Raw genomic sequence first — 23,176 nt, forward strand, 5'->3', positions numbered from 1 at the left:
TTTTATTATGATCCGCATCGGCATCAACGGTTTTGGCAGAATTGGACGGCTTGCATTACGCATTTGTCAGCTGCCAGAATACAAAGAGAAGATTAAAGTTGTTGCGATTAATAGCCGAGCAGACATCGAAAGTCATGCACTGTTATTTCAATATGACTCTACTTATGGGAAATTTTCTGGCACTGTTGGTGTGGAACATGATCATCTTCAAGTAAATGGAGAAAAGGTCACTGTTTTTCGTGAAGATGATCCTGCAAATATTCCCTGGAACTCTGTCGATGTTGATATTGTACTGGAATGCACTGGCAAATTTGTCAAAAAAGAACAAGCTGCTGCGCATTTGGAGAATGAAGTAAAAAAAGTCATTATTTCTTCCCCTGGCAAAGGTTGTGGAACTTATGTCATGGGCGTCAATCATGATAAATATTTAGAAACAAAAGAAGATGTGTTATCGTGCGCATCTTGCACAACAAATTGTCTTGCACCTGTTGCCGCTGTTTTGGAGAAAGAATTTGGAATTGAAAAAGGTTTCATGACGACGGTGCACGCTATCACCAATGACCAGAACATTATTGACAACTCGCATAAAAAAGATTTACGACGGGCACGAACTGCTTCTGTGAATATTATTCCCACAACGACCGGCGCAGCTGAAGCAGTCGGGAAAGTTATACCTTCCCTTGCGGGGAAATTAACAGGGATTGCACTGCGCGTTCCTGTGCCAACTGTTTCTGTTGTTGATTTAGTTTGCACATTGGGTAGAAAAGTGACCAAAGAAGAAGTGAATGAAACGTTTGTTGCTTCTGCAAACCAATATCTTGGCGTGACGGTGAAGCCGCTTGTTTCTTCTGATTTTATTGGCAATCATCATTCCGCGATTGTGGATTTGTTAAGCACTGATGTGATCGGAGAGAATATGGTCAAAGTCATTGCATGGTATGACAATGAATATGGCTATGCCTGTCGCTTGATTGATTTGGCTGTGTTTGTTGGGGAGAATCTCTAATGATAATTTTGACACTTTGGTGAGTTATTCAAAATTTTCATTAGAGCCGCTTTGAATTCGACGCAAAGATTGAATTATTCAAAGCTCCCTAAACAAATCGTTTTATTTCTGGAAGATCTTCTATCGTCTTGATAGTTCTTCCGCTTCTTGACTTGGTTCTTGTTTTTCGTTTTTTGTTTTGTTTTCCATTTTTATTTCCTCCGTTGATATTGCTCTATCCTCATTTCCGCTATTTCTTCCAGTTTTCTCTGCGTTTCTCCTGTAACAGGAATCTGTCTCCATGTTTGCCTGAGAGTTTCGCTAAAAAGCTCTGCATTACAAAGATTCATTGGAATTTTATCAGATTCGAACAAGACTGTTGCGTTTATCAGCAAATCAGGGATTTCAACTGCGAAAGGATTCTCTGCTGGCCCACAATAAGAATCATTGACTCCTAAAATATCACTAAGAGACTTGTACTGATAGAGTGCAAACTTTGGTGCAACGAATCTTACATTATAATATGTGTCTACATCCATTTCTGCAAGTCTTTGTACATCATCTCTTCTTTCTTCAGGAATTGGAAATGGAACCCTTTGCCAATTCTTTCTCATTGCACGACTAAAGGCACAGCTATCTCCATACCCTGAACTTCCTTGCCTGAGAAGATACCTCACTCCATCTCCAAATCCCTTCTCTACCTCTAGCGCTGCCATCATTACTTCGATCTCGCTTTCGTTCAATCTCTTCTTTCCTAAAACAATCTTGCAATACTTTTCATATTGGTACTCTGCTCTATCTATATAATCAAATTTTTCATCTGCTGACATGTTCACCAACTCCATTTGTTTTTTCTTATTTTCTAGCGCTATAGCTATTTCTCTTCTTGATTTTTTTAGAGATTCTTTTCACTCTATTTTTTTTTAAATATCTTTACTCTTTTCAGAAAAAATTAATGACGATGCTCTTTGTAGAGAAATCTCAAACGTTCAAAAAGCGTTGGTTGAGAATAGAGTAATGAAAAATAATAGAATAAGAGAGGAGAGATGAAACTATTTGAAATGAATATAACCAGCACCGTATGATGCTTTTCCTTCAGAGATTTGTCCCATAATCATAGAGAAAATGAACTACCTATTTAAACCCTTTGACACATTTGAATTGAAAAAAAGAAAAAATTAACACATACTACATTTATGTGCTTTTTTCTTTGCTGATTTTTTTGTTGCTTTCTTTTTTGTTTTCTTTTTTGCTGCCATAATATCACCTTGATTCTTTTTTGATTTACTGGTATTTAATTGTTGTGGAAGTTGGTTTTTATTAGACTAGAAGTATTTGGGTTAGAATTTTTTTATTTCTCATAATGACCCCACGCAATGCTTCGCGTCGCGTGGGTCCCCCTGACAATAAAAAATCCCAACAGGAGCAGAGCTCCGGGGTATTTTTTAAGCCTTGAAATCGAGTATCGATAACCAAAGCAGAGCTTCGGGGCATCAAACCCATTTCAAGCAATGAAAGGACTTACTGGTGCGTGTTTTGTATTTGCACTTTAAATTAGACTCGTATCTGCAATAACTGCGGTTGTTCGTTATCTTGCTCTTCACTCTTCGCTTCAACAAACGCCCGCAAGTCATACGTCGCTGTCTCTTTGATCGTCACTTCTACTTCTTCTCCTAAACTATATCGTCCTTTGAGGAGGATTGGCTTGTAGGCATAATTTCTCGCGACCATCGTATTGCTTTTTCCATACTCATCCACAAGCGCTTTTCCTACCCAACCTTTCCACACCGCATTTTGTTCTCTACTTATTCTTTCCGCAACATCCATCAACACTTTTGATCGTTCTTTTATTGTGTTCGTTGGAACTTGCTTCATTCCTGCTGCTTTTGTGCCTGGTCTTGCCGCAAATCTCGAGCGGTTAACGACATTTGGTTTTGTTTCTTCAAGAATTTTTATTGTTTCCTGAAATTCCGCTTCTGTCTCTCCTGGGAAGCCGACAATAATATCTGTCGCAATCGTTATTTCAGGATACACTTTTTTGAATTTAGTTATACACTCTTTATACTGCTCCACTGTGTATGGCCGTTTCATATCTTTCAAGACTTTGTTACTGCCTGATTGAATAGGGATGTGCAAAAATTTGTAGATTTTCGGATGCTGATAAACTGCAATTAAGCGATCAAGATGCCGATAGACATGATTTGGAGACGTCATTCCCACTCGAATCATGAAGTCTCCTTCTATTCTTATTAGAGCATCAATGAGTTCTGGAAGTTCGATTCTTTTGTTTTTCTGGTCTGCTTTCCAGTCCAATCCATACGCGCCTGTGTCTTGGCCTGTGAGATATATTTCTTTCGCGCCTTCCGCGACAGAACGCTTTACTTCATCGACAATCTCTTGGATACTATATGATTGGATGTTTCCTTTGATTAATTTGACAGAACAATAGGTGCAAACAGATGTGCAGCCATTTCCCACGGGAACGATATTGATGATGGGATTAAGGCGGACTTTGGGAAGATTGATCTTTGTTGTTTTGTTTTTTTCCAGCGCGTCAATGACATCGCCTTCGATCACTGCTTCCACTACTTCCACAATTTTATGGATGTTATGGGTATTGAGGAGCGAGAGAGATGGATTTTCGCTTCTTAGTGTTGCTTTTGTGCTTTCCAGAATACAACCAGCGGCAATAATCTTCGCAGTGTACTGCTTTGTTGTTTCTTTGAGCGTGCTCAGCGCCTGATGATCCCCTTTGACTGTGCACAAGTTCAGGATAATAATATCTGCTCCGTATGGATCTTTTGTGATTTCATAGCCTGCTGCTTCTAATAAGCCAGCCATTACTTCTCCTTCATGAAAGTTGTTGGAACAGCCGAAGGAGAGGAGGTGAATCTTTTCCATTCCTTGAAAAAATAAGGGAATAATTATAAAGTTTGCTGCGGGAATTGTAAAAAGAAAAAAAAGAAAAAAAGAAACTAATCGTATGAATAATATATTGGTCGTCCTCTAACATAACTTCCTGTAGAATATGTCCATAGTTCTGTACCATCATCTGCATCTAACGCGAATACAGTTCCTGATTCTCCACCTACATACAAGACGCTCCCAAGCGAACCAACACTCTTTACCACATATGGATCTCCATTCACGTCCTCTCCTGCATTATATGCCCATACTTCACTCCCATCAGCAGCATCTACTGCATAAACATAACCATCATCAGAGCCAAAGTAAACATAACTTGTTGCAGAAGCTTCTAAGGCTTCGCTCTGAACTAAATCGCCAGTCTCATATTCCCACAAAACAGTTCCACCGCTTGTTTCCACAGCGAAAACAGAATTTGATGCACTCACATAAAGCACGTCATTATATATTGTAAGTCCATATACACGCGCATTTGTTACTCTTGTGCTCCATAACACAGTGCTATCTGTATCAAGAGCATGGACATACCCCTCATCATCTCCTATGTAAATAGCATCTCCTGCTACTGGACCAACAAGAAGATCGCTTGTATCAGTTGCCTCCACATCATACGTCCAAAGAGTATCAGGATAGTCATCATCTGACGTTAGTATATCTCCCCCTTCAATAATGTTTGTCATATCAAGCGCATAAATTGTCCCACTTTTTCCAGCAGCATAAATCGTATCACCTAATATTGCGGGTTTATTAAAATCCTCATCTGAACTTACATCATACTGCCAATAAATTTCTGCATTGTTTATATCAATGGCAATAATCCTATCAGATGTGGAACCTACATAAGTATAATATTCATCTACTTCAGGCTGATCGTCTTCAAAATAGCTTAATCCACCAGAATCATAGACATACGTTCCTGCTGTATCGGTTCCAAGAGAACTAAAATCATCTATATTATACGCATGGAGACCCACTGCCTGAGTGATATAAAGAACATCGCTAACGACTTCACCATGATACTCTGAAGCAGCAGTTGCGCTTATTGTTTCAACAAGAGATCCATCTTCTGCATTAAGGACATAAACATTTCCATCTTGTGATCCTGCAATAACTATTTCAGAGACAGAAGTGTCACAACCATCCGGCGTCCCATCGCCATCTGCATCATCTGTATCATCATACCCTGGACAAACATCACTTGCATCAGGAACTCCATCTGCATCTGAATCTAATACACACGCACCACTAATACAGCGATATCCTGCGCCAACCTTTATTGCACAATCGACGTAATTATAAAAACCATGAGTTGAATCAGGACAAAATCCTTCCAAAAGGTATCCTGCTTTTCTTCCGCTTGTCACACAGGAATCTGTTTTATCCGCATATACTGCACCTGTTGTTTTCCATGTTCCTCCAGAAATTGTTCCTTGTGTGGTATATACTAATCCTCCTGCTCCCACGGGTCCATCTGTATCAGTACACAGTGGATCTCCTACTGCTTGACCTGTAAGATTATTTGATCCTCCAGTCATTAATAGTGAAAGAACTCCAACAATTGCAACAACAAGAACTGCACCCACAATATATTTTTCCATATGCGTTTTACTCATGATACACACCTCTCTTTGATAAGAATACACTTCTCTTACTATTTTTCTATATAAACCTATCCATATTATAGTTCATGAAAATCGCAACAATAATCTTTATATACCTTGAGTTCTAAAAAAGATCGTTCTCGTGAGAACCAAAACATAGTGTTGAAATCGCAGTGAAATAAGAGGTGAAGGATATGACTTTAGAACTTGGTGGTAATATTCAATTAACTGGATTTAGAGAGCTTGATCCGGCAACATTAGTGATTGTCAAAAAAATAGTGGGTAATTTTGTCAAAGACATGAGCGCACACAACAGCGGCTTTCGTGGCTTGAACATGACCCTTAAAACAGTTCATGAACGAGAAAAATCAGAGAAATACGAAATTCACGCGCACTTAAAGATAGATAATGTCTATACCGCATATGTTGTTGAACGAAATCTTCTTGTGGGATTGGATAGTGTCTTGAAGAAAGTGGAAAAAGAAGCACGTCCGAGGGTTTGATTTTTTTATTCTTTTATTATTTTCTGTTTATAGGTCGGATTTATTTTTAATAATAATAGATTGCGTAGTCATACAAGGTCTTTGCTTAGCGATTGATTTTCTTTCATGGTGCGTGTTTTGTGATAGGTACACATATATAGTGGAGAGATAAGTTAAAAATTATGCTCAGTGATTATCTTGTGAACAACAAAATTCACATTTCTGTCAAACCAAACGCAAAAAAGACTGAAATTCTTTCTTATGATGCTGCTGCTCACATCGTCAAAATCGCTGTCGCCGCTCCTGCTGATAAAGACAAAGCAAACAAAGAACTCCTTAAGTTTGTTTCTCGACAACTTAAGAAAAAAGTTGCGTTTGTTTCTGGATTGCGAAGTAAGGAGAAAATATTGAAAATAATGGAATAAGAATTTCAACCCAACTCAGTCACGACGTACCGCAAATCTTTTTCTTCTGTTGGATAATACGTTATATGTAGATAGTTGGAGTCATCCACCACAAGATCTCCTTGATATAACGCAAATCCGCCAAGGTCATAGGTATTCTGTTGCCACGTGGCATCCTCAACATACTGCAGATTTACTGCTTTGTCCAGCAATCCATTATAATACCACAAAGACAGTTTTCCCTCTGCATTCGCCTGTATGCTTGTCCATAATCCCATACTTCCTGAATCATCAATGATCATTGTTTGCCATATCCCTCTTTCCTCATGCGCATACTTCACCAGATCGTATCCATTTTCAAAATAGACGATGTGCGGATTATCATCGCTGTCTAGCATCATTGAAGGATTTGCTCCTACATCTCCTTTTTCATCGACAATTTCTGTTTCCCATTGCTGTACTTCTGCATCATATTTCATGTACAACAGATTGTCATTTTCATAATCATAAAACGCAATGCGCGGCTGGTTGTTGCTATCTAACGCAATTGTTGGATTTACAGCAGTCGTGTATGCGTCTTCTATTATCCAGAGATTCCATTGTGAACCATCGTAATTCGCGTACTTGAGTTGCTTATTCTTTGTGTCTGTATAGATAATGTGTGGAAGATCATTTGTGTCCAGCGCAATCGCGGATTCTCTGCCGACGTTTCCTGTATCGATTGTTTGCACATACCAACCATCCGCTGTTTCATACGCGTATTTCAACGCGTCATTTGTTTCATCAAAATAACTGATGTACGCATTTCCTCGTTTGTCTAAGACAAGAGAAGAATCTCTTCCCACATCGCCTTGCGTATCCACGCCATAGATTGTCTGCGCTGTCTCTTGTGTTGTTTTTTGTATTGTTACTATTGCGCCGGTCGTTGTTTTTTTATAGCTTATAGTCAGTTTATTTTTTTCTTCCGCATAGGTGAACAGTGTTCCTTTATTTGTGTAAAAAGAACGTGTTTGATCTGTCGTGTACCAGCCACTGCCCTGCGCTTTTCCTAAATCCGTCAAGAGATTGTTACTTATTTCTATTTGGTTGTTATAGAGATCATCGTAAACTATTTCGATACTCAGCGCAGGATTTGTCCCATGACCAATGTATTTGCTCGCTGCTAACGCGCCATCCGCATATTCTGAAAACAAAAACCCTTCAACAATTTGTGTTCCTGTGTTTGTGTTGACGAGTTCTAGTGTTGCTTTGTCGTAGAGTTCAATTGTTGCTCCATCGCTGCTACCAATGCTGGTGAAGGAAATTTGGTTTGTCGCTTCATTGATTGTCAGAAAGATTGTCGTATCGCCAATAGTAAACGCTGTTGCACTTCCATCTGTGTACTGAAGATTATTCGCCTCTTTTTCATACGAACTGTCTTCCATACTGATTTGATTTTTTTCTGTGTTTATACTTTTGATCTTGAAAAGATGCGCGTTCTGCCGCGCAATGACAAGAAATTGCGCACCAACACAATCTTCGACACTTGTTGTTCCTGCACACGCTTCACTTTCTAAGTATATTCTGTCATCCGGATTTCCATTCTGCTCTTTTCCGTAATATACTGCTTCTGTCTGCGATTGTCCACTCGCACTGCCATCTCCTGCAATAGGGATGGAAATTAATTTTCCATCACTATTTTTCCATTTTATTGTGCCACTTGTTGCTTTTGCAGAAATGGAAAAAATATCTGTTTGCGCTGTCGCTACTGCGGCGCCTGTGAGAGAAAAATAAATTGACTCTTCTGTGTTGTGCGTTGTTATTCCTTCCGCGTCTTGAATGAGCAAAATAACCCCCATACTTACACAAGCAACCAATGCAGTGAAGAGGAGCGGATAAAGTTGTTTCATGGATTTTTCTGCGTCATTCTTCTATATAAAACTTCGTCCGAAAGGTTTATATAAAACTAAATATGAGAAAAGAATTATTATGGCAAAGAAAAAAGCAGAGAAAAAGATAAACTCCAAATACAAGAGCTACATCAAAGATTCTTATACTAAAAAATTATACAAAAATGTTGTTGAGGAATATACTGGCATCGCGAGGATTTATAATGACAAATGGAAAACATATCTTGCTTCTACTGAAAAAGCAATTCTTGATCAACTCAAATTGAAAGGCAAGGAAACAATTCTTGACGCAGGCTGCGGCACTGGAAGTCTTATTGCCGGAATCCGACAGAAGTTCAAGCATCGTGGGAATATTTTAGGATTTGACATTACGCCCGCTATGCTTGATCTTGCGGAATATCATCTTTCCAAAGATAGATTTAACAAAACACTTTCTCTTGAACTTGCGCACTGCGAAAATTTTAGCGCGAAGAACGCAAGCGTTGATGTGGTGATTTCTTCTTCAGTGTTACATCATTTACCCCATCCTGATCACGCGCTTGCGGAATTTCGCCGCGTGTTGAAGAAGAATGGAAGATTGTTGATACTTGACATTTGCACTGATTATCCGACGACATTTATCTTTGATAGATTTGCACGATTGTTTCATAAGGCACATCATAAAGCATACAGCGCAGCAGAAGTAGAAGAGATGCTCAAGAAGCATAAGTTTACTGTTACTGCGTTTAAGACGTGGAAAGCGACTCCAACACTCGGTGTGTTTTTGTTCGAAGCGAAGAAGAAGTAGGTTGGACAGACTTTTTTCTAGATTTTCTGTTTCTTACTCTATAACATGCAAGAACACATGCGATCTCATTATAAGTTATTGTTTGATTCGGAATTCGGTCTTTTATTATTTTCAGCGTGTCAACACTATTATGGATATAAAAGAGAGTCTCCAAAACACGTTCTTTTGTTAGAATTTGATAAATCGAGATATTATTTGAAGCAATACCTTTTACTGCATGTTCCCAAACCGTGTTTTCTTTGATGCTACGCAATTCTGCTACTTGTTGAATTGTATTTCCTCTCTTAAGAAATTGCACACTCTTTTGATAACTAAACTGTTCTTGACTCCTTCTTATTTTCTTTTGAAAATTTGTTGTTTTCTTAGTTACCGTCGGGGGGGGGGGGGGCGAAAAAATTATTTTTTGGTGTAATTTTTAATTTCAACGGAAATAAGATGTTAAACGTGCGCACAACTTTTCTTCTGTATTTGTATGTATTAGCGTGAGAAACATGAGCTATCCATCCTTCTAAAGACTCGATTACTTTTTCTCTACCTATTTTCCCTTTTGCATACATTTTTTTGAGTGCTTTTAGCTTTCTCTTAAATTTCCAAACATTCTTTTTTCTAACAAGCGTATGATGAAAAAAGATACGGAAACCAAGAAAAGTGATACCATTATTTAATGTGAGAATTTTTGATTTTGTCGGATGAAGTTCCAATTGCAATGTTGTTTTCAGAAAGAAATCAATTTTTTCTTTCCATAATTCTAAAATATTTCTCTTTTCGTCTAAAATCACAAAATCATCCACGTAACGAATGTACCATTTTGCTTTCAAATCGTGTTTTACAAATTGGTCTAATTCGTTTAAGTAAATATTCGCAAAAAATTGTGATGTGAGGTTTCCTAACGGCATTCCTTTGCCTATCTCTGTTGTATGATGGTTTTCCAGAATTATAGCAATAAGCCACAACAAATCCTTATCAAAGATTCTCTTCTCAAGGAGAGAAAGGAGAATCTTGTGATCAACAGCATCAAAATACTTTTTTATGTCTGCTTTCAAAATATAACAGGTTCTGCTGTTATTTTTTGAGACAATTCGTTTGAAATAATGTAAACGCTGTATTGCTTTCAGTGTCCCTTTTCCTACCCTATTCGCATAGGAATCATAAATAAACTGTTTATCGAATATTGGTTCAATGATATTGCAAATTGCGTGATGCACTATTCTGTCACGAAAATCTGATTTACTAATCTTTCGTGTCTTTGGATCTCTCAGGATAAATGTTTCCAATGGCTTTGGTCTGTAGCAATGAAGCAATAATTCATTGCGTAATGTAATCAGATTTGTATCTATATTTTGTTCAAAATCAAGAACATACGTTTTTAGCGTCTTTCCTTTTCTGGCTTTTTGAAATGCTTCTTTCAAGTTATCAAGGTCGCAAACTTTGTCATACAATACTGGCATAGAAAAAATAAAAGTCCCAGCTTTAAGAACTTGACTATTCCGACGAGGAAGCGGCCATTGTTGTTGAGGTTGTTGTTGCCATTCAAGCCATTGTTATCATTGTTGCCAGCAAAGAGCACACGCCCCTGAGTAGCCCTCTTGCGGAAATGATCACCACCACTTCATTGCTGTCGTGGTTGAATTTTATAAGAGCAAGCTCCCGTAGCAAGAGGACGTGTAGTCTAAAGCCCTTGTTGCAAAACCATCACGGGTTTTGTTTTATAGCTGAGACATAAAATAAAAGAAAGAAGAGGTATAAAAAATGTTTGAAAAATTATTTTCTCAAATCGTACGTGCGACCGTTGTAGGTGATAGTTTCTGCACCACTTTCCAAACTAGTCAAAAAATCACGAGGCAATGCTACATTCACCATACCTTCGAGAGGTGATTTTTTCGCGTCTGCGCTTCGCGCAACGTGCGCCTCCGGCGCTACCCCGACGAGGAAGCGGCCATTGCCGTTGAGGCTGTAGTTGCCAACCAAGCCATAGTAATCATTGTTGCCAGCAAAGAGCACACGCCCCTGAGCCTCGTCCGCATTAATAGCATTGAAGAGATGCCAATTTCCATAGCTTGTGTATCGCTGAGCGATTTTGTCAACAAAAGCGTTTGCTTCTGCAACTCCGCCTGCACGAACAATCACAAGCGCATTATCACGCAAACTTTCTACTGGAAAATGTCCAGAAGCTACGCTTTTTGCCATTTCATAATCCATAACAACTGCATAACGTCGTGGCAAATCAGTAATGCCCTTTCTAAAATCGGCAAAAGAATAGACTGGAATTTCTGTTTGATCAGCCAACTTTCCTTTTAAGAGGTCTTTTACTTCACTTTCTGCAAGATGTGCTGCGTATTGTTTTGTCAGCCTTCGTTGATATGCTGTTTCAATTCGTTCTGGTGTTAAAATTCCTCCACCGTGAACTTCAATCATGACTTTATTTCCTTGTTCTGTTGTTCCGACATCCTCTTCTGAAGCGCAAGTGTACCATGTACTCCAAACAGGGTTAGTAAATGGAGCTTTTCTCCTAAGAACTAAAATTTCTGGCATTGATTTAACAAAATTACCTGTTTCAGAAGCACGTGCTTGTGCTGCTCTTAACGCAGTTGGTAGAGAATCATCATAAAATGAATCTGCTGCGTGCTCATCATTGATTGTTACTCGTTCTTGTTTCGCCATTTGTGTCATCACCTTAATTGTTTAATATTGGTACTAAAATCGTGTTATTTATATAGTTTTCGCTTAATTTACTACTTGAAAGTTAATTATTAAAACAGTAAAATATATATACTTGTAAATCCACGCATATCTTGGTGATTACTTATTCAAATTGTTTTTAGTAAGCATGCCTTAGAAAAAATGGATGGATATGGTCTTGATATTGAAGAAGTTGAAACTGCGCTTAAACAAGGAATGAAATGGAAGGAGCATGATACAGAAAAATGGCATGCAAACATGGCAGGAACTGAGTGTGTTTTTGTCAAAGAGGAAGATACCTTATTTGTCATAACTGTTTACAAAAATATGGGTGAAAAACTATGAAATGCGTGATGTGCGGAAAAGGAACATTAGAAGAAAAGATTGTTGAACACAAAGAATTTGGTGTTTCCCTTGGCAAATTTAAGGCACAAGCTTGTTCTTCTTGTGGAGAAGCTTTCTTTGATAGTGACACTGCAAAAAAAATACAAGTGAAATCAAAAGAACTGGGTTTATTTGGACTTGCGAAAAAGACAAAGGTTGCACAAGTAGGAAATAGTCTTGCAGTCAGAATCCCCAAAGAGATTGCTGCATTTCTTAACCTTCAAAAAGAAAAAGAAGTCCGTATTGTTCCAAAAAACACCCATGAAATTACGATTGAAGTTTGATTACTCTCTTTCTTTCTTCATCCAACTATCAATACTCCACTTCATTTGTTCTCTCAATGAAAGCGCAAGCGTTGCCATAAATAAACCAAAGTCTCTGACCGTGATTTCGTTGTAGCCTAACGCAACTATTATGCCTGCGAGATGCAACGCGCAGAGAAAAGAAACTGTTCTCGACCAAAAACCGATCAATAACAGAAATCCAAGCACTGCTTCGATTACTCCCTGAATGTACATAAATAAAGTGAGATTTATTGGAATGAATTGCGCTGCCAAGGGTGGAACATATGCAAGCCACGCATTGACATGAAAAAATTTGTCAATCCCGAAGATGAGGAAAACGACAGCAACTCCTGTTCTCAGCAGGATTGGCGCAAGCCATTGGTATTGCTGTGCTTTCGCTTCTATTTTTTGAAATATCATTTTTCTACACCTCTTTTTTTCTTCTTTCCCAATTGATGAGAAAAATAGTTGTGAAATTAATAAATATCTCCCCTGTGATCTATAGCTTCTAAATATACAATTTTTTCTTGTTCATTTAGAGAAAAAATAAGACGGAACTTTCTAATAAGACGAGTAGAACGTTTTCCGTGTAATGCTCCTGCTAACTCTCCACCTACAGCAACAGGATCTTCCTTTAGATGCTGGATTTTTTTATCTAACGCTGCAAAAAGCTGTGCATTATGCCTATGTGGTTTGAGAAAACGAAGAAAAGTGTCTGTACGCTTGATCATCCATGACATTATAACTCACTAAGTAAATCGTGTGCTGACGTGACTTGTCTTACTTTGCCTTTTCGAATATCTTCCGCACTCTCCGCAAGCTGCTTCATTGTTTCAGGGTTACTGAGAATTTCAATAGTCGCCGAAAGTGATTCAAGCTCCTGCTTTGTGACCATATTGCGCTCTATCTTCTTTAATTCTTCATACACATCTGTTATAGATATTGCTTCTGACATATTCCCCGTTAGGGAGAACTTCTATTTATAGTTTTAGTCATAAAAAGAGGTTTTGGACAAGTTGACTACATTCAAGCAAAAATTAAGAAAAAATGCAAAAATGTACTTTTCGATTATTCTATTCCACAACCACATTTCCTGTCATGCTTGGATGATAGCTGCAGTAATAATCATACAACCCTTTTTTCGTGAAGGTATAAGTCCATGATTCTCCCTGGCTGATTGTTCTGGAATTTAATCCTTCCCCATCCACTGTATGCGGCGCGCTATCATAATTTGTCCAGACTACTGTTGTTCCTTCTTTAATCCTGATTTCCTGATCGTCAAATTTGTAGTTCCGCATCGCAACCGCCACTATTTCCGCTTCAGCAGTTTCTTCTGTGTCACTTTGTTCTTCACTGTCTTTTTCTTCATCATTTCCAACGGAAACTGAGACATCACTGTCACCGACATTGACAACCACTGTTTCTTCCACACCCGCGCCTTCTTCTCCAAGCACTGGCTGTGTTGCGACAACTTCTGTTTCCGCTGCTTTTTCTCCACAACTTACTAAGAAAAATACCATACACAATAATACTACCATTATACTTGTTTTTTTACTTATCATATTTATCATATTATCACCAAAAAGAGTAAAAACGTTGTTCTTTTTTAATGTTTGGAAAAATATAAATAATATGCAATGTAAAAGGGTTTAATGACCCTCAATAATCCTTTTAACCCCTGGCTTACGTTTTCCCTTCTCTTTTTAGGTGTCTGGCTTCTTATTTTTCTAGCGAAGCCCACAGTCAGAAGAGAAATGTTCTGGGTCAGCTTATTTACTATGCCCTTTGGCTTCACAGAGCCGCTTTTTGTTCCAGAATATTGGAGTCCACCATCACTTTTCGATCTTGCCGCAAGAACAGGATTTGACATCGAAAGCTTGATTTTTTGCTTCGCGATTGGAGGGATTGGCGCTGTTTTATATGAGGCTCTCTTTAGAGTAAAACACAAGAAACTCCCTGAAAAAGAAAAACACTGCAAACGACATCACTTTCATCTTCTTGCGCTTACGTCGCCACTATTCGTGTTCATTCCTCTTCTTTTATGGACAGAAATCAACTCTATTTACGCCGCGTGCATCGCAATGTTTGTCGGCGGCATCGCCGCGATGCTCTGCAGACCTGACTTAACGAGAAAGATACTAATTGGCGCGCTCTTATTTCTTAGTCTTTATTTTATTTTCTTCCTTACGTTCATACTAGCCTATCCGGGGATTGTTCAGGAAGTCTGGAATCTTTCAGCGCTCTCTGGAATTCTCTTTCTTGGAATTCCCATCGAGGAACTATTATTCGGCTTTACTTTCGGCATGCTCTGGAGCAGCGCCTATGAACACGCGCTGTGGTACACGGTTGTGAAAAAATGAAAACACCCCGCTTGAGAAAAATCGCGGTGATCGGCGCAGGAATTGCCGGACTCACCTGCGCGTACGAACTCCAAAAAGCGGGTTTTGCGGTCACTGTTTATGAGAAAGAAAATATTGTTGGCGGAAGAATGTCCACAAGAACAAAAAAGGACATGCCCTTTGACATTGGCGCAAATCATCTCGCGAATGTCTATACCGAAATGAGAAAATACTGCAACGAACTCGGCGTTCTCTGGCAGAAGATGTCTTTTCTGCAATACGGCATCGCCCGTGATGGCAACATTCTTCCATTGACCGCAGGAGTGAGCTGGGTTTCAAAGGTGCTGCTTTCTCTCCAATTTCTCCGCTGTGGAAAGGGAATTGATTTCTTTGATCTTTCCACCGCTAGAGCATATGACCATGAAAACGCATATGATTTCATGAAACGAAAAACAGGAAAAGAGATTGCTGATTATTATGTTGATCCTTTCGCGTCAACATATCAATTTCATAGAGCAAAAGAAATAAGCGTCAGCGCCTTACTTGGAGTTATGCAGTCTATAAAATACCATAAAAAAGATTGGGATCTTCATAACACAAAAGGCGGAATGAGCGCATTGCCCAACGCGCTAGCAAAACAACTCCACGTAAGAACAGCTACTCCTGTCACACACATTCACGCGAGGAAAAAAAGCGTCGAACTTGTGACAAATGGAAAAACAGCATCTTTTGAAAAAGCGGTTTTGGCAACCACAGCAGGCATCACCAAAAAGATATACAAAAACCCGACGAGGGAACAACAAAAGGTGCTTGATGGAACACCATACTCTTCCACAATCAGCGTCGCTTTCCGCGTCCCCTCAAAAAAAATGCGGCAGTTTTCTGTTGTCTGGGTTCCATATAAAGAAAGCAGCGCAATATCTGGATTTACCAATGAAAAAATGAAAGGAGAAGAACTCATCCATAAAGACAAAAGCATGCTCTCTGTCTGGCTTCATGAAGATTTCGCGAAAAAGATTCTTGACAAACCAGATAAAGAGATATTCTCTCTTGTCCGAAAAGAATTTCTTAAGATTTGTTCCTGGCTCGACGAGGATGATCTGGAAGGGTATGATTTGCATCGCTGGCCAGAAGCAATGCCCAAATTTTCGCAGGAACATATTCGATCTGTTAGCGAATTTCTGAAAAAAGGGCAAGGAGAAAACAACATTTATTTTTGCGGCGATTATCTCAACAGTCCATGGACAGAAGGAGCGCTTCGCTGCGGTCAACGGGTTGCTCAACAAATCATTGCTTCTTACAAACCCACGCAATAATTTTCTCATCATCAGGAACATTTCTTGAGTCAAAAAACTTGTCTCCAGTAAGGTCCATATACAGATTCATTCCTGTCGCAACGGTGCCATAGACTCCCGCATATCCGCTTGACGCATTGCACCAGAAGAAGTTTGTAAACGGTGTCTTTGCTTTCAGGCGACCAAGACCCATTTGCTCTGGCGTCATGTTGGAGCCGTACGCATTGCCGCGAATCGCCTGACAGAAATCTTCATGCGTCACTGGTGTGCCCACTACTTTTACCGCAATATGCTTACGCAAATCTGGAACATAATATTTTTCCACTAAATCCAGCATCCTCTCCGCAACTGCCATCTTTGCCTGAAGATATTCTTTATAGCTGTTCTTCTGCATATTTTTGAAAACATCATATCCTGTGACTGTCGCGATTTCCATGACATGACTTCCTTTTGGCGCAGTTCCTGCTTTTTCTGTATGCAATGTCGGCGTTGAAATAAAAAACCACTGCTTCTCAAAATTGTGCTCTTCCAACTGCTCTTTCCACATCTTGTTCATATCCCACTGCAGAAGATGCCATGTATTATATTTTCCAAACCCATATTTGAGAAGATCAATATCTTTAAGACCTAAATAAATCATTACTCCTGATGGAGAATATTCATAATCAAGTTTTTTGATGTATTGCTTTGGAAATTTATCCCTGCCAATGATGTAGGACGCTGCCTGAGGATCCATATTACAAATGAACTGTGTAGCGGTAAACGTCTTGCCGTCTTTTGTTTCGAGGCTTGTTACTTTATTTTCTTCTGTATTTATTTTATCCACTTCTGTTTCATAAAAAATATGGCAACCCTCATGCTCTGTGATGAATGACGCAAGCCGTTCTGTCAAATACTTGAAATGTTTTGTTGGATAATACGCTCCATTGTTATAGCCGCAAAATAACGCAATATACGCGAAGATGGACAATCGCTCCGGCGGAAGCATGAAATCTCCCGCGTTCGCGCAGAGAACCGCCTGCGCTTCTTTGCTGAGACCGCACTCATCAAAAACATCTTGAAGTGTTTTTTTTCGATATTTCAGTATTGTCAAACATTTTGGAAAGCTTTTGACGTACTCCCACCAGCCGCTCTTCTGTTTTGGAAGAAATGCTATCTCTTTTCGAATCGTGGTGAGTATCTTGCAGAACTTGTTTACTTTTTTTCCTTCTCCTGGATACGCCGCTTCAATATGCCGCTCAAGCTTGTCAAAGCCGTATGGAATCATAACACTTTTCTCATCGGGCAGAACAACGCGGTCATAGCCTTCTGGATTGAACAATTCAAAAGTGATATCCTTTTCTAATCCTATCTGTTTGAGGAATTCGTAAATTCTCTCTCCTGGCGCGCATCCCCAGATATAATGGATTTGCGCGCAGAAATGAAAATCACCCATCTTAAAGGTGTGCGCATACCCTCCTGGAACGTCGTGCGCCTCGACCATACAAATCTTTTTTCCCGCGTGCGCTAATAGGGCACCTACAGTCAACGCAGAAATTCCTGTTCCAATAATGATAAAATCATATTTCTTTCTTTGTTTGTATATCGCATCCTGCTCTTGACGCTGTTCTTTTGATAACGCACCTGTACTATGCTTCTTCATTTGTTTTCAGATAAAGAAGAACTATTTCAATGTTTCTGTGTTGGTTAGCAAAAGGTTTAAATAAGATGATAAGCAATAATCGTCACTAGTAGAGCACTATACTATGACCTCCTTACACCATATTAAACAAGACATAGAAGACATGAAAAGACTGAGCGACATCGCTACTGCTTTTTTTATGGGCGGTTTTTCGTATTACATTAAAAAAAGTGGACTCAAGAAATGTGTTTCTGTCCGTTGCCGGATTCGCTGTTTCATCAAAAGAAAATGCAATTGTCCTCCTGAAAAGCATTCACTCCCTCTCCATTTCAGAGAAGTGATTGAAAATCTTGGGCCAACATTCATCAAATTTGGCCAGTTACTCAGCTTACGTCCAGATGTTATCCCTGAAGAATACTGCGCTGAACTTCGGAAATTACAGGAAGATGTTCCTGGATTTTCATTCAACGAAGTACAGAAAATTATTGAAGCTGAATTTGGCAAACCTGTTCAATCACTTTTTTCTTCCTTTGATAAAAAACCTATTGCTGCCGCATCCATCGCGCAAGTTCATATTGCCCAGCTAAAAAATGGAAAAAAGGTTGCGGTAAAAGTGCTCAGACCTGACGTTCGAACCACTATTGAACAAGACATTAGAATCATGGAAAAAGTTGCCGCTCTTTTTGAAACGCACATTCCAGAAACACGACCATTCCGACCGAAGCGGTTTGTTCAGGAATTTAAAGATTGGACCATGAAGGAACTTGATTTCCGCAATGAAGGCCGCATTATGGATGAGATGCGGACTGTCTTCAAAAATGAAACGCTTCTCAAAATACCTGAAGTCCACTGGGAATTGACATCGAAAAAAATAGTCACCATGGAATTTATTGACGGTACACACATTAGTGATGCCAAAGGATTACAAAAACTCCACATAAACAAAAAAGAACTTGCTATAAATGGCATCACCATTATTGTCGCGCAAACACTTGTTCATGGCATTTTTCATGGTGATCCTCATCCCGGCAACATTCTTGCTCTCCAAGGAAACAGATTTGGTTTTCTTGATTTTGGCATTGTGGGGAGAGTGACTGAACGACAGCGGCGAAAACTTTCTCTTTATCTCATCCACTTGTTAGAGCGTGATTTTGAGAGAGCCATGGTGCACATCCTTGATCTCGCGGAGACAACAGAAGAATCAGATATTGAAGGATTTAAAAGAGCGTTCATGGACATCCTTGCTGCATGCTACGGCTCTGTGGGAAACAGCAGTTTGAGCGACGCATTTTTTCGCGCAGTTATCGCGGGCGTGCCTTACAAAATTTACTTTCCTTCAGATTTAGTATTACTCTCTAAAGCGTTTGTTACTTCTGAATCTGTTGGAAGAAACCTTTACCCTCAATTTAACATTCTTACTGACGCACGGGAGTCTGTAGAAAAGACGCTGAAACAACAACTTCACCCTGTTAAAACCGTCAAAAATTTATTGAGAAATTCTCTTGATTATGGAGAGATTGTTGAAGATCTTCCGCTTCATACGGCGCGAGTTCTAAAACTCATCGAAAAAGGAAGCATCGCTGTCACCATAGATAAAAAAGAGTTTAGTGGATATATGAACGAATTTCATAAAGCAAACAACATACGCGTTGTTGGAACTATTATCGCGGCACTTGTCATCGCAAGCGCTATTACAAGCTTTCTTCAAGAAGGACAACAGCATATGTTGTCGCTTCCTATGATCGAGCTGTATCTGGCACTAGGACTTGGTATATGGCTTGTGCATTATATGAAAAACAACAAGAAATAAATAGAGAACAATTATAGAAGAAGCATGAGCAAAAATCTTACTTCAGTTCAATCTCTTTATCATCTCGGTCACGCGACCTGGTATGATCCTTTTCGAATACTATGGACAAGGATTGTTGAACACACCCTTGAGAAGGATTTTCTTGAAGCACTTCAAATGAATATTACTTCCAAAACAAAGATTGTAGAGATTGGCTGCGGCACTGGAATTAATATTGGTAGAATTTTGTCTTTGCAGAAACCATTTCCCTCGTATCTCGGCATTGATTTCTCTCCTGATATGCTCGCTGTCGCGCAACAGAAATTTGGACGTCAAGAGCATATTTCTTTTCTTGAAGGAGACGCGCGTACTGTTGTGCTCCCCAAAACCATTGACCTTATGATTTGCACGTGGGTGCTTTCCCACATTCCTGAACCTTCTGCTGTTGTCAACAGAGGTTACAAAAATTTAGCCAAAGATGGCACAATACTTCTTGTTTTTCTCACAAAACCCGTATGGTATATTGCATTCTGGTTTCTTCCCCTTGCAACACACCTCTTTCGCTCTACTTTTGTTTCTGCCGAAGAAATTGAAAAAATGAATGGTAAAAAGGAAATAAAGAAATACGCGTGCGGACTTGCAACATTTGTTGTGATTAAAAAGATATGAGTTCTTCTTTACTTCGATATCTTTAACATATAATACGTTGCAACATACAGAAAAAAAAGATGTTCTGGGAAAACAATAAGATGAAACAATACTGGATAACCGTACAACAAATAACGGATTTGGAGTAATGTGACTGTGACTATTGTGATGACCGCAGCCTGCTTTGGAATAGAGAGCTTTGTTACGAAAAGACCTGCAAGACATGCCCACAGCGTTCCATACAGAATTTTATTTGTGAAATACCATAATGGCACTTCAAGCATCTGGCTACTTTGATGCACCAGCCAATCGAAAAACGTGAATATAAGAATTGCACAAAAAAGAAAAAAAGAGCGCCGTATGTGGCGCTTTATTCGCGCTTTCATGTTTATTGTGGTTTTAATCCGAGCATTTCTTTCAATGCGCAATAACAGAAAAAGCTTTCTACCAACGCAATCCAACCCACGATTGCAATGACCCAATTCAGCCACACCATATTATACTGCGGTGCCCATGGTCCTAGCCACCAAAACGCTAACGCAAAGCGTAACACGCGATCCACTGTTCCTAGATTTTGTTTCATGATAAAACACCTCTTTTGTTCTCTTTTGTCACTGTGTGTATATTAAAGTTGCTGTTTTTCCTTCACAAAACATAAAAACAATGAGTCTCTTCTTTTCTCTATGAAACAATTTTTACAAAAATTATTTGGAAAAGAAACAACATGCGCAACAGGAACATGCACCACTGCTGCTCCTAAAGAGGAGAATAGAACACTTGATCTTTCTCCTGAAGACTTTTCCAAAGAACTAAAAAAACAAGACATTATTCTTATCGATGTCCGACGACCTGAAGAATTCAACGAAGGACACATCAAAAACGCAAAACTTCTTCCTGTACAGGAGCTCTCTGAAGAGAAAATGGATGAACTTGGCGTGAAGAAAAATGATGACATTCTTCTGTATTGCAGATCTGGTGGCAGAAGCGGACACGCACTGCATATGCTGCAAGCAGCAGGATACAACCATGTTCGACATCTTGATGGCGGTATTTTAGCGTGGCAGGAAAAGAAGTTGCCGCTGGAAAAATAATTTGAGGAGAGACATGGCTATTTCCTATACTCCAGAAGATCTTCATGACCATCATGGCATTGCGGCAATCATTACTAATGAAAATGGTGAAATTCTCATGCAGGAACATGTTAAATTTGGTTTCTGGACTATTCCTGTTGGTAAGACAAAAGAGAATCAATGTGTTGAGGATTCGCTTCGGGAAGAACTTCGCGAAGAATGTAACATCTCGATTACTTCCTTCAAAGAGATTGCGACACAAGATTTTCTTTATATGCGATATGGCAAAAATGTTGTTGTCAAAGGACACCTCTTCGCAATTCTTGCTTTTTCTGGGACTCTTCAAAATAAAGAACCGCATAAACATAAAACGCAGTGCTTTATGCCTCTTGAAAAAATAAAAAAACTTCCTTTGGTCTCTGATTTTACCTTGCTTTACCTCAATACGTTAGGAATCTCCCGTCCAAAAAGCCTATAAAGTTAAAAAGGATTGCTTCTTTTCTTCCTTTATGGAGACAAAAAAAAACATCGACATTATGGCTCCTGCGGGGTCCTACGAGTCGCTCATGGCAGCACTGCACGCAGGCGCGACTTCTGTTTATTTTGGTATTGAACAACTCAACATGCGCGCGCGAGCGACAAATAACTTTCACTTTGAGGATCTTCCAAAAATCGCCGCGCTCTGTAAAAAACAGCACGTCAAAACATATCTCACCGTGAACACTATCCTTTATGATCACGACATTGTTCTCATGAAAAAGATTTGTGACGCCGCAAAAGTAGCAGGGATTGATGCGATCATCGCGAGTGATTTTGCTGTGCTTCAATACGCACAACAGATTGGGCAGCCAGTCCATATTTCCACGCAGATGAACATCTCAAATATAGAAGCTGTTCGCTTTTTCGCGCAACACGCTGATGTTCTTGTGCTTGCGCGAGAACTGACACTTTTACAAATAAAAGAAATTTCTGAACAGATTCAGGAACAAAAGATTAAAGGTCCTTCTGGAGCATTAGTCCAAATTGAGGTATTTGTCCATGGAGCCCTTTGCGTCGCAATTTCCGGCAAATGCTACATGAGCCTTGCAACCTACAACGCTTCCGCGAACAGAGGAGCATGCCTCCAAAACTGCCGACGATCCTACAAACTTACTGACGATGAAACAGGAGAGGAACTTGTTGTGGACAACAAATACATCATGTCTCCAAAAGATCTCTGCACTATTGGCTTTATTGACAAGCTTATTGAAGCAGGCGTTTCTATCATGAAAATTGAAGGCAGAGGAAAAGCACCCGAATATGTCGCAACCGTTACCGCTGCCTATAAAGAAGCAGTTGATAGCTATTTCGCTGGAACATACACTCCTGAAAAGATTGAAGCATGGACTAAAAAACTTGAAGAAGTGTATAACAGAGGGTTCTGGCACGGCGGCTATTATCTGGGCAAAAAACTTGGAGAGTGGAGCGGCACTTATGGCTCTTGCGCAACAAAAGAAAAGAAATATCTTGGCACCGCGAAAAATTATTATCCAAAAGCTGAGATTGCTCACTTTATGCTCGAAGCAGGAGAACTGAAGACAGGCGATGAAGTAATCATTACTGGACAAACAACTGGAGTGCTTCAGACCATAATAAACGAACTTTATGTTCAGGACAAACGGGCAATTATTGGAAAGAAAGGAGAAGAGATAACCTTTTCTGTTCCTCAAAAGATTCGGAAAAACGACAAGCTCTTTGTCGTCATCGATAAAACAGCAGGGAAAAATGCCTAAAATAATTCATTACAGAGACAGATGCATTGGATGCAATTCTTGTGTTGAGCATGCTCCTCAGTATTGGACCATTTCAAAAGCTGATGGGAAGTCTTGTCTTCTTGGCTCGGAAAAGAAAAAGGACTGTTTTGTTCGCACTATTAGCACTGTTGAAGTTGAGGCGAACAAACGCGCTGCGCAGGATTGTCCTGTGCATATTATTCACGTTATTGAGGATTGATA

Annotated in this window: 28 protein-coding genes; 14 read left to right on the forward strand and 14 right to left on the reverse strand. The window is 39.4% G+C overall.

Annotated features, from left to right (window positions below; translation table 11 throughout):
• Nucleotides 1-4: 4 nt before the first annotated feature.
• Complete coding sequence (gene gap / locus HZC31_00535) at nt 5-1,006, forward strand: type I glyceraldehyde-3-phosphate dehydrogenase (GenBank protein MBI5001851.1); 1,002 nt, start codon at nt 5-7, stop codon at nt 1,004-1,006.
• A gap of 191 nt (nt 1,007-1,197) precedes the next feature.
• On the opposite strand, the gene HZC31_00540 is transcribed toward gap, so the two are convergent.
• The 3 genes from HZC31_00540 to HZC31_00550 form a co-directional block, all read right to left on the reverse strand.
• Nucleotides 1,198-1,815: a hypothetical protein gene (locus HZC31_00540; protein ID MBI5001852.1), complete on the reverse strand. Its 618-nt coding sequence runs from the start codon at nt 1,813-1,815 to the stop codon at nt 1,198-1,200.
• Between the two features lie 724 nt (nt 1,816-2,539).
• On the reverse strand, nt 2,540-3,886 hold the full coding sequence (locus tag HZC31_00545) for a tRNA (N(6)-L-threonylcarbamoyladenosine(37)-C(2))-methylthiotransferase (protein MBI5001853.1): 1,347 nt from the start codon (nt 3,884-3,886) through the stop codon (nt 2,540-2,542).
• Between the two features lie 74 nt (nt 3,887-3,960).
• Nucleotides 3,961-5,523, reverse strand: a complete 1,563-nt coding sequence (locus tag HZC31_00550; GenBank protein MBI5001854.1) for a PQQ-binding-like beta-propeller repeat protein — start codon at nt 5,521-5,523, stop codon at nt 3,961-3,963.
• A 182-nt stretch (nt 5,524-5,705) separates the two neighbouring features.
• Between HZC31_00550 and HZC31_00555 the strand changes: the two genes are divergently transcribed.
• Both HZC31_00555 and HZC31_00560 read left to right on the forward strand, forming a co-directional pair.
• Nucleotides 5,706-6,014, forward strand: coding sequence for a hypothetical protein (locus tag HZC31_00555; protein ID MBI5001855.1), 309 nt, complete (start codon nt 5,706-5,708; stop codon nt 6,012-6,014).
• A gap of 161 nt (nt 6,015-6,175) precedes the next feature.
• A complete protein-coding gene (locus HZC31_00560) occupies nt 6,176-6,418 on the forward strand; it encodes a YggU family protein (GenBank protein MBI5001856.1) in 243 nt (80 codons plus the stop codon).
• A gap of 5 nt (nt 6,419-6,423) precedes the next feature.
• Here the strand turns inward: HZC31_00560 and HZC31_00565 are convergent, their stop codons facing one another.
• A complete protein-coding gene (locus HZC31_00565) occupies nt 6,424-8,286 on the reverse strand; it encodes a hypothetical protein (GenBank protein MBI5001857.1) in 1,863 nt (620 codons plus the stop codon).
• Between the two features lie 79 nt (nt 8,287-8,365).
• On the opposite strand from HZC31_00565, the gene HZC31_00570 reads away from it, so the two are divergent.
• Nucleotides 8,366-9,073, forward strand: coding sequence for a class I SAM-dependent methyltransferase (locus tag HZC31_00570; protein MBI5001858.1), 708 nt, complete (start codon nt 8,366-8,368; stop codon nt 9,071-9,073).
• On the opposite strand, the gene HZC31_00575 is transcribed toward HZC31_00570, so the two are convergent.
• The 3 genes from HZC31_00575 to HZC31_00585 all read right to left on the reverse strand — a co-directional run bounded on the left by HZC31_00575 (nt 9,012) and on the right by HZC31_00585 (nt 11,734).
• Nucleotides 9,012-9,371, reverse strand: a complete 360-nt coding sequence (locus HZC31_00575; GenBank protein MBI5001859.1) for a helix-turn-helix domain-containing protein — start codon at nt 9,369-9,371, stop codon at nt 9,012-9,014. The genes HZC31_00570 and HZC31_00575 overlap by 62 nt on opposite strands.
• A gap of 64 nt (nt 9,372-9,435) precedes the next feature.
• Nucleotides 9,436-10,521, reverse strand: coding sequence for a hypothetical protein (locus HZC31_00580; protein MBI5001860.1), 1,086 nt, complete (start codon nt 10,519-10,521; stop codon nt 9,436-9,438).
• A gap of 313 nt (nt 10,522-10,834) precedes the next feature.
• Nucleotides 10,835-11,734, reverse strand: a complete 900-nt coding sequence (locus HZC31_00585) for a hypothetical protein (GenBank protein ID MBI5001861.1) — start codon at nt 11,732-11,734, stop codon at nt 10,835-10,837.
• A 180-nt stretch (nt 11,735-11,914) separates the two neighbouring features.
• Between HZC31_00585 and HZC31_00590 the strand changes: the two genes are divergently transcribed.
• Nucleotides 11,915-12,097, forward strand: coding sequence for a DUF4258 domain-containing protein (locus HZC31_00590; protein ID MBI5001862.1), 183 nt, complete (start codon nt 11,915-11,917; stop codon nt 12,095-12,097).
• Nucleotides 12,094-12,420, forward strand: coding sequence for a hypothetical protein (locus HZC31_00595; GenBank protein ID MBI5001863.1), 327 nt, complete (start codon nt 12,094-12,096; stop codon nt 12,418-12,420). The genes HZC31_00590 and HZC31_00595 overlap by 4 nt, the downstream gene beginning before the upstream one ends.
• Here the strand turns inward: HZC31_00595 and HZC31_00600 are convergent, their stop codons facing one another.
• The 4 genes from HZC31_00600 to HZC31_00615 form a co-directional block, all read right to left on the reverse strand.
• Entirely contained in the window at nt 12,421-12,840 is a 420-nt protein-coding gene (locus HZC31_00600; protein ID MBI5001864.1) for a DoxX family membrane protein, read from the reverse strand.
• 56 nt (nt 12,841-12,896) lie between these two features.
• Nucleotides 12,897-13,151, reverse strand: a complete 255-nt coding sequence (locus HZC31_00605; protein MBI5001865.1) for a hypothetical protein — start codon at nt 13,149-13,151, stop codon at nt 12,897-12,899.
• Between the two features lie 8 nt (nt 13,152-13,159).
• On the reverse strand, nt 13,160-13,375 hold the full coding sequence (locus HZC31_00610; GenBank protein ID MBI5001866.1) for a hypothetical protein: 216 nt from the start codon (nt 13,373-13,375) through the stop codon (nt 13,160-13,162).
• A gap of 118 nt (nt 13,376-13,493) precedes the next feature.
• Nucleotides 13,494-13,940, reverse strand: coding sequence for a cupredoxin family copper-binding protein (locus HZC31_00615; GenBank protein ID MBI5001867.1), 447 nt, complete (start codon nt 13,938-13,940; stop codon nt 13,494-13,496).
• A 132-nt stretch (nt 13,941-14,072) separates the two neighbouring features.
• Here HZC31_00615 and HZC31_00620 point away from each other — a divergent pair, with 132 nt between their 5' ends.
• Together HZC31_00620 and HZC31_00625 are read left to right on the forward strand one after the other, a co-directional pair.
• Entirely contained in the window at nt 14,073-14,780 is a 708-nt protein-coding gene (locus HZC31_00620; protein MBI5001868.1) for a hypothetical protein, read from the forward strand.
• Nucleotides 14,777-16,075, forward strand: coding sequence for an FAD-dependent oxidoreductase (locus tag HZC31_00625; protein ID MBI5001869.1), 1,299 nt, complete (start codon nt 14,777-14,779; stop codon nt 16,073-16,075). The genes HZC31_00620 and HZC31_00625 overlap by 4 nt, the downstream gene beginning before the upstream one ends.
• Here HZC31_00625 and HZC31_00630 read toward each other — a convergent pair.
• Nucleotides 16,047-17,696 (reverse strand): NAD(P)/FAD-dependent oxidoreductase, encoded by a 1,650-nt coding sequence (locus tag HZC31_00630; GenBank protein MBI5001870.1) that lies wholly within the window; start codon nt 17,694-17,696, stop codon nt 16,047-16,049. The two genes, HZC31_00625 and HZC31_00630, sit on opposite strands and share 29 nt — an antisense overlap.
• Nucleotides 17,697-17,799: 103 nt before the next feature.
• Here HZC31_00630 and HZC31_00635 point away from each other — a divergent pair, with 103 nt between their 5' ends.
• Nucleotides 17,800-19,485: a hypothetical protein gene (locus HZC31_00635; GenBank protein MBI5001871.1), complete on the forward strand. Its 1,686-nt coding sequence runs from the start codon at nt 17,800-17,802 to the stop codon at nt 19,483-19,485.
• Nucleotides 19,486-19,509: 24 nt separating this feature from the next.
• Nucleotides 19,510-20,133 (forward strand): class I SAM-dependent methyltransferase, encoded by a 624-nt coding sequence (locus HZC31_00640; protein ID MBI5001872.1) that lies wholly within the window; start codon nt 19,510-19,512, stop codon nt 20,131-20,133.
• A gap of 8 nt (nt 20,134-20,141) precedes the next feature.
• Here the strand turns inward: HZC31_00640 and HZC31_00645 are convergent, their stop codons facing one another.
• Nucleotides 20,142-20,414 (reverse strand): hypothetical protein, encoded by a 273-nt coding sequence (locus HZC31_00645; GenBank protein ID MBI5001873.1) that lies wholly within the window; start codon nt 20,412-20,414, stop codon nt 20,142-20,144.
• Between the two features lie 86 nt (nt 20,415-20,500).
• Nucleotides 20,501-20,695, reverse strand: coding sequence for a DUF2892 domain-containing protein (locus HZC31_00650; protein ID MBI5001874.1), 195 nt, complete (start codon nt 20,693-20,695; stop codon nt 20,501-20,503).
• A gap of 100 nt (nt 20,696-20,795) precedes the next feature.
• On the opposite strand from HZC31_00650, the gene HZC31_00655 reads away from it, so the two are divergent.
• Genes HZC31_00655 through HZC31_00670 form a run of 4 tightly spaced genes read left to right on the forward strand, consistent with a single transcriptional unit; the run spans nt 20,796 to nt 23,174 of the window.
• Nucleotides 20,796-21,203 (forward strand): rhodanese-like domain-containing protein, encoded by a 408-nt coding sequence (locus HZC31_00655; GenBank protein ID MBI5001875.1) that lies wholly within the window; start codon nt 20,796-20,798, stop codon nt 21,201-21,203.
• A 13-nt stretch (nt 21,204-21,216) separates the two neighbouring features.
• A complete protein-coding gene (locus tag HZC31_00660) occupies nt 21,217-21,660 on the forward strand; it encodes an NUDIX hydrolase (GenBank protein MBI5001876.1) in 444 nt (147 codons plus the stop codon).
• A 31-nt stretch (nt 21,661-21,691) separates the two neighbouring features.
• Complete coding sequence (locus HZC31_00665) at nt 21,692-22,954, forward strand: U32 family peptidase (protein MBI5001877.1); 1,263 nt, start codon at nt 21,692-21,694, stop codon at nt 22,952-22,954.
• The gene (locus tag HZC31_00670) at nt 22,947-23,174 is read left to right on the forward strand and encodes a ferredoxin (protein ID MBI5001878.1); all 228 of its coding nucleotides are present in this window, start codon (nt 22,947-22,949) and stop codon (nt 23,172-23,174) included. Before HZC31_00665 ends, HZC31_00670 begins: the two co-directional genes overlap by 8 nt.
• The last annotated feature ends 2 nt before the right edge of the window (nt 23,175-23,176 follow it).

This window comes from Candidatus Woesearchaeota archaeon (assembly GCA_016214075.1).
Lineage (GTDB): Archaea > Nanobdellota > Nanobdellia > Woesearchaeales > DSVV01 > JACRPI01.

What these genes read in the sequence shown, in the direction of transcription:
- HZC31_00670 (MBI5001878.1), top strand. Translation starts at nt 22,947, where the DNA reads ATGCCTAAAATAATTCATTACAGAGACAGATGCATTGGATGCAATTCT.
- HZC31_00625 (MBI5001869.1), top strand. Translation starts at nt 14,777, where the DNA reads ATGAAAACACCCCGCTTGAGAAAAATCGCGGTGATCGGCGCAGGAATT.
- HZC31_00610 (MBI5001866.1), bottom strand. Translation starts at nt 13,375, where the DNA reads ATGTCAGAAGCAATATCTATAACAGATGTGTATGAAGAATTAAAGAAG.
- HZC31_00595 (MBI5001863.1), top strand. Translation starts at nt 12,094, where the DNA reads ATGAAATGCGTGATGTGCGGAAAAGGAACATTAGAAGAAAAGATTGTT.
- HZC31_00560 (MBI5001856.1), top strand. Translation starts at nt 6,176, where the DNA reads ATGCTCAGTGATTATCTTGTGAACAACAAAATTCACATTTCTGTCAAA.
- HZC31_00635 (MBI5001871.1), top strand. Translation starts at nt 17,800, where the DNA reads ATGACCTCCTTACACCATATTAAACAAGACATAGAAGACATGAAAAGA.
- HZC31_00615 (MBI5001867.1), bottom strand. Translation starts at nt 13,940, where the DNA reads ATGGTATTTTTCTTAGTAAGTTGTGGAGAAAAAGCAGCGGAAACAGAA.
- HZC31_00620 (MBI5001868.1), top strand. Translation starts at nt 14,073, where the DNA reads ATGACCCTCAATAATCCTTTTAACCCCTGGCTTACGTTTTCCCTTCTC.
- HZC31_00665 (MBI5001877.1), top strand. Translation starts at nt 21,692, where the DNA reads ATGGAGACAAAAAAAAACATCGACATTATGGCTCCTGCGGGGTCCTAC.
- HZC31_00545 (MBI5001853.1), bottom strand. Translation starts at nt 3,886, where the DNA reads ATGGAAAAGATTCACCTCCTCTCCTTCGGCTGTTCCAACAACTTTCAT.
- HZC31_00655 (MBI5001875.1), top strand. Translation starts at nt 20,796, where the DNA reads ATGAAACAATTTTTACAAAAATTATTTGGAAAAGAAACAACATGCGCA.
- HZC31_00570 (MBI5001858.1), top strand. Translation starts at nt 8,366, where the DNA reads ATGGCAAAGAAAAAAGCAGAGAAAAAGATAAACTCCAAATACAAGAGC.
- HZC31_00540 (MBI5001852.1), bottom strand. Translation starts at nt 1,815, where the DNA reads ATGTCAGCAGATGAAAAATTTGATTATATAGATAGAGCAGAGTACCAA.
- HZC31_00555 (MBI5001855.1), top strand. Translation starts at nt 5,706, where the DNA reads ATGACTTTAGAACTTGGTGGTAATATTCAATTAACTGGATTTAGAGAG.
- HZC31_00550 (MBI5001854.1), bottom strand. Translation starts at nt 5,523, where the DNA reads ATGAGTAAAACGCATATGGAAAAATATATTGTGGGTGCAGTTCTTGTT.
- HZC31_00630 (MBI5001870.1), bottom strand. Translation starts at nt 17,696, where the DNA reads ATGAAGAAGCATAGTACAGGTGCGTTATCAAAAGAACAGCGTCAAGAG.
- HZC31_00605 (MBI5001865.1), bottom strand. Translation starts at nt 13,151, where the DNA reads ATGATCAAGCGTACAGACACTTTTCTTCGTTTTCTCAAACCACATAGG.
- HZC31_00660 (MBI5001876.1), top strand. Translation starts at nt 21,217, where the DNA reads ATGGCTATTTCCTATACTCCAGAAGATCTTCATGACCATCATGGCATT.
- HZC31_00565 (MBI5001857.1), bottom strand. Translation starts at nt 8,286, where the DNA reads ATGAAACAACTTTATCCGCTCCTCTTCACTGCATTGGTTGCTTGTGTA.
- HZC31_00585 (MBI5001861.1), bottom strand. Translation starts at nt 11,734, where the DNA reads ATGGCGAAACAAGAACGAGTAACAATCAATGATGAGCACGCAGCAGAT.
- HZC31_00590 (MBI5001862.1), top strand. Translation starts at nt 11,915, where the DNA reads ATGGATGGATATGGTCTTGATATTGAAGAAGTTGAAACTGCGCTTAAA.
- HZC31_00650 (MBI5001874.1), bottom strand. Translation starts at nt 20,695, where the DNA reads ATGAAACAAAATCTAGGAACAGTGGATCGCGTGTTACGCTTTGCGTTA.
- HZC31_00580 (MBI5001860.1), bottom strand. Translation starts at nt 10,521, where the DNA reads ATGCCAGTATTGTATGACAAAGTTTGCGACCTTGATAACTTGAAAGAA.
- HZC31_00600 (MBI5001864.1), bottom strand. Translation starts at nt 12,840, where the DNA reads ATGATATTTCAAAAAATAGAAGCGAAAGCACAGCAATACCAATGGCTT.
- HZC31_00640 (MBI5001872.1), top strand. Translation starts at nt 19,510, where the DNA reads ATGAGCAAAAATCTTACTTCAGTTCAATCTCTTTATCATCTCGGTCAC.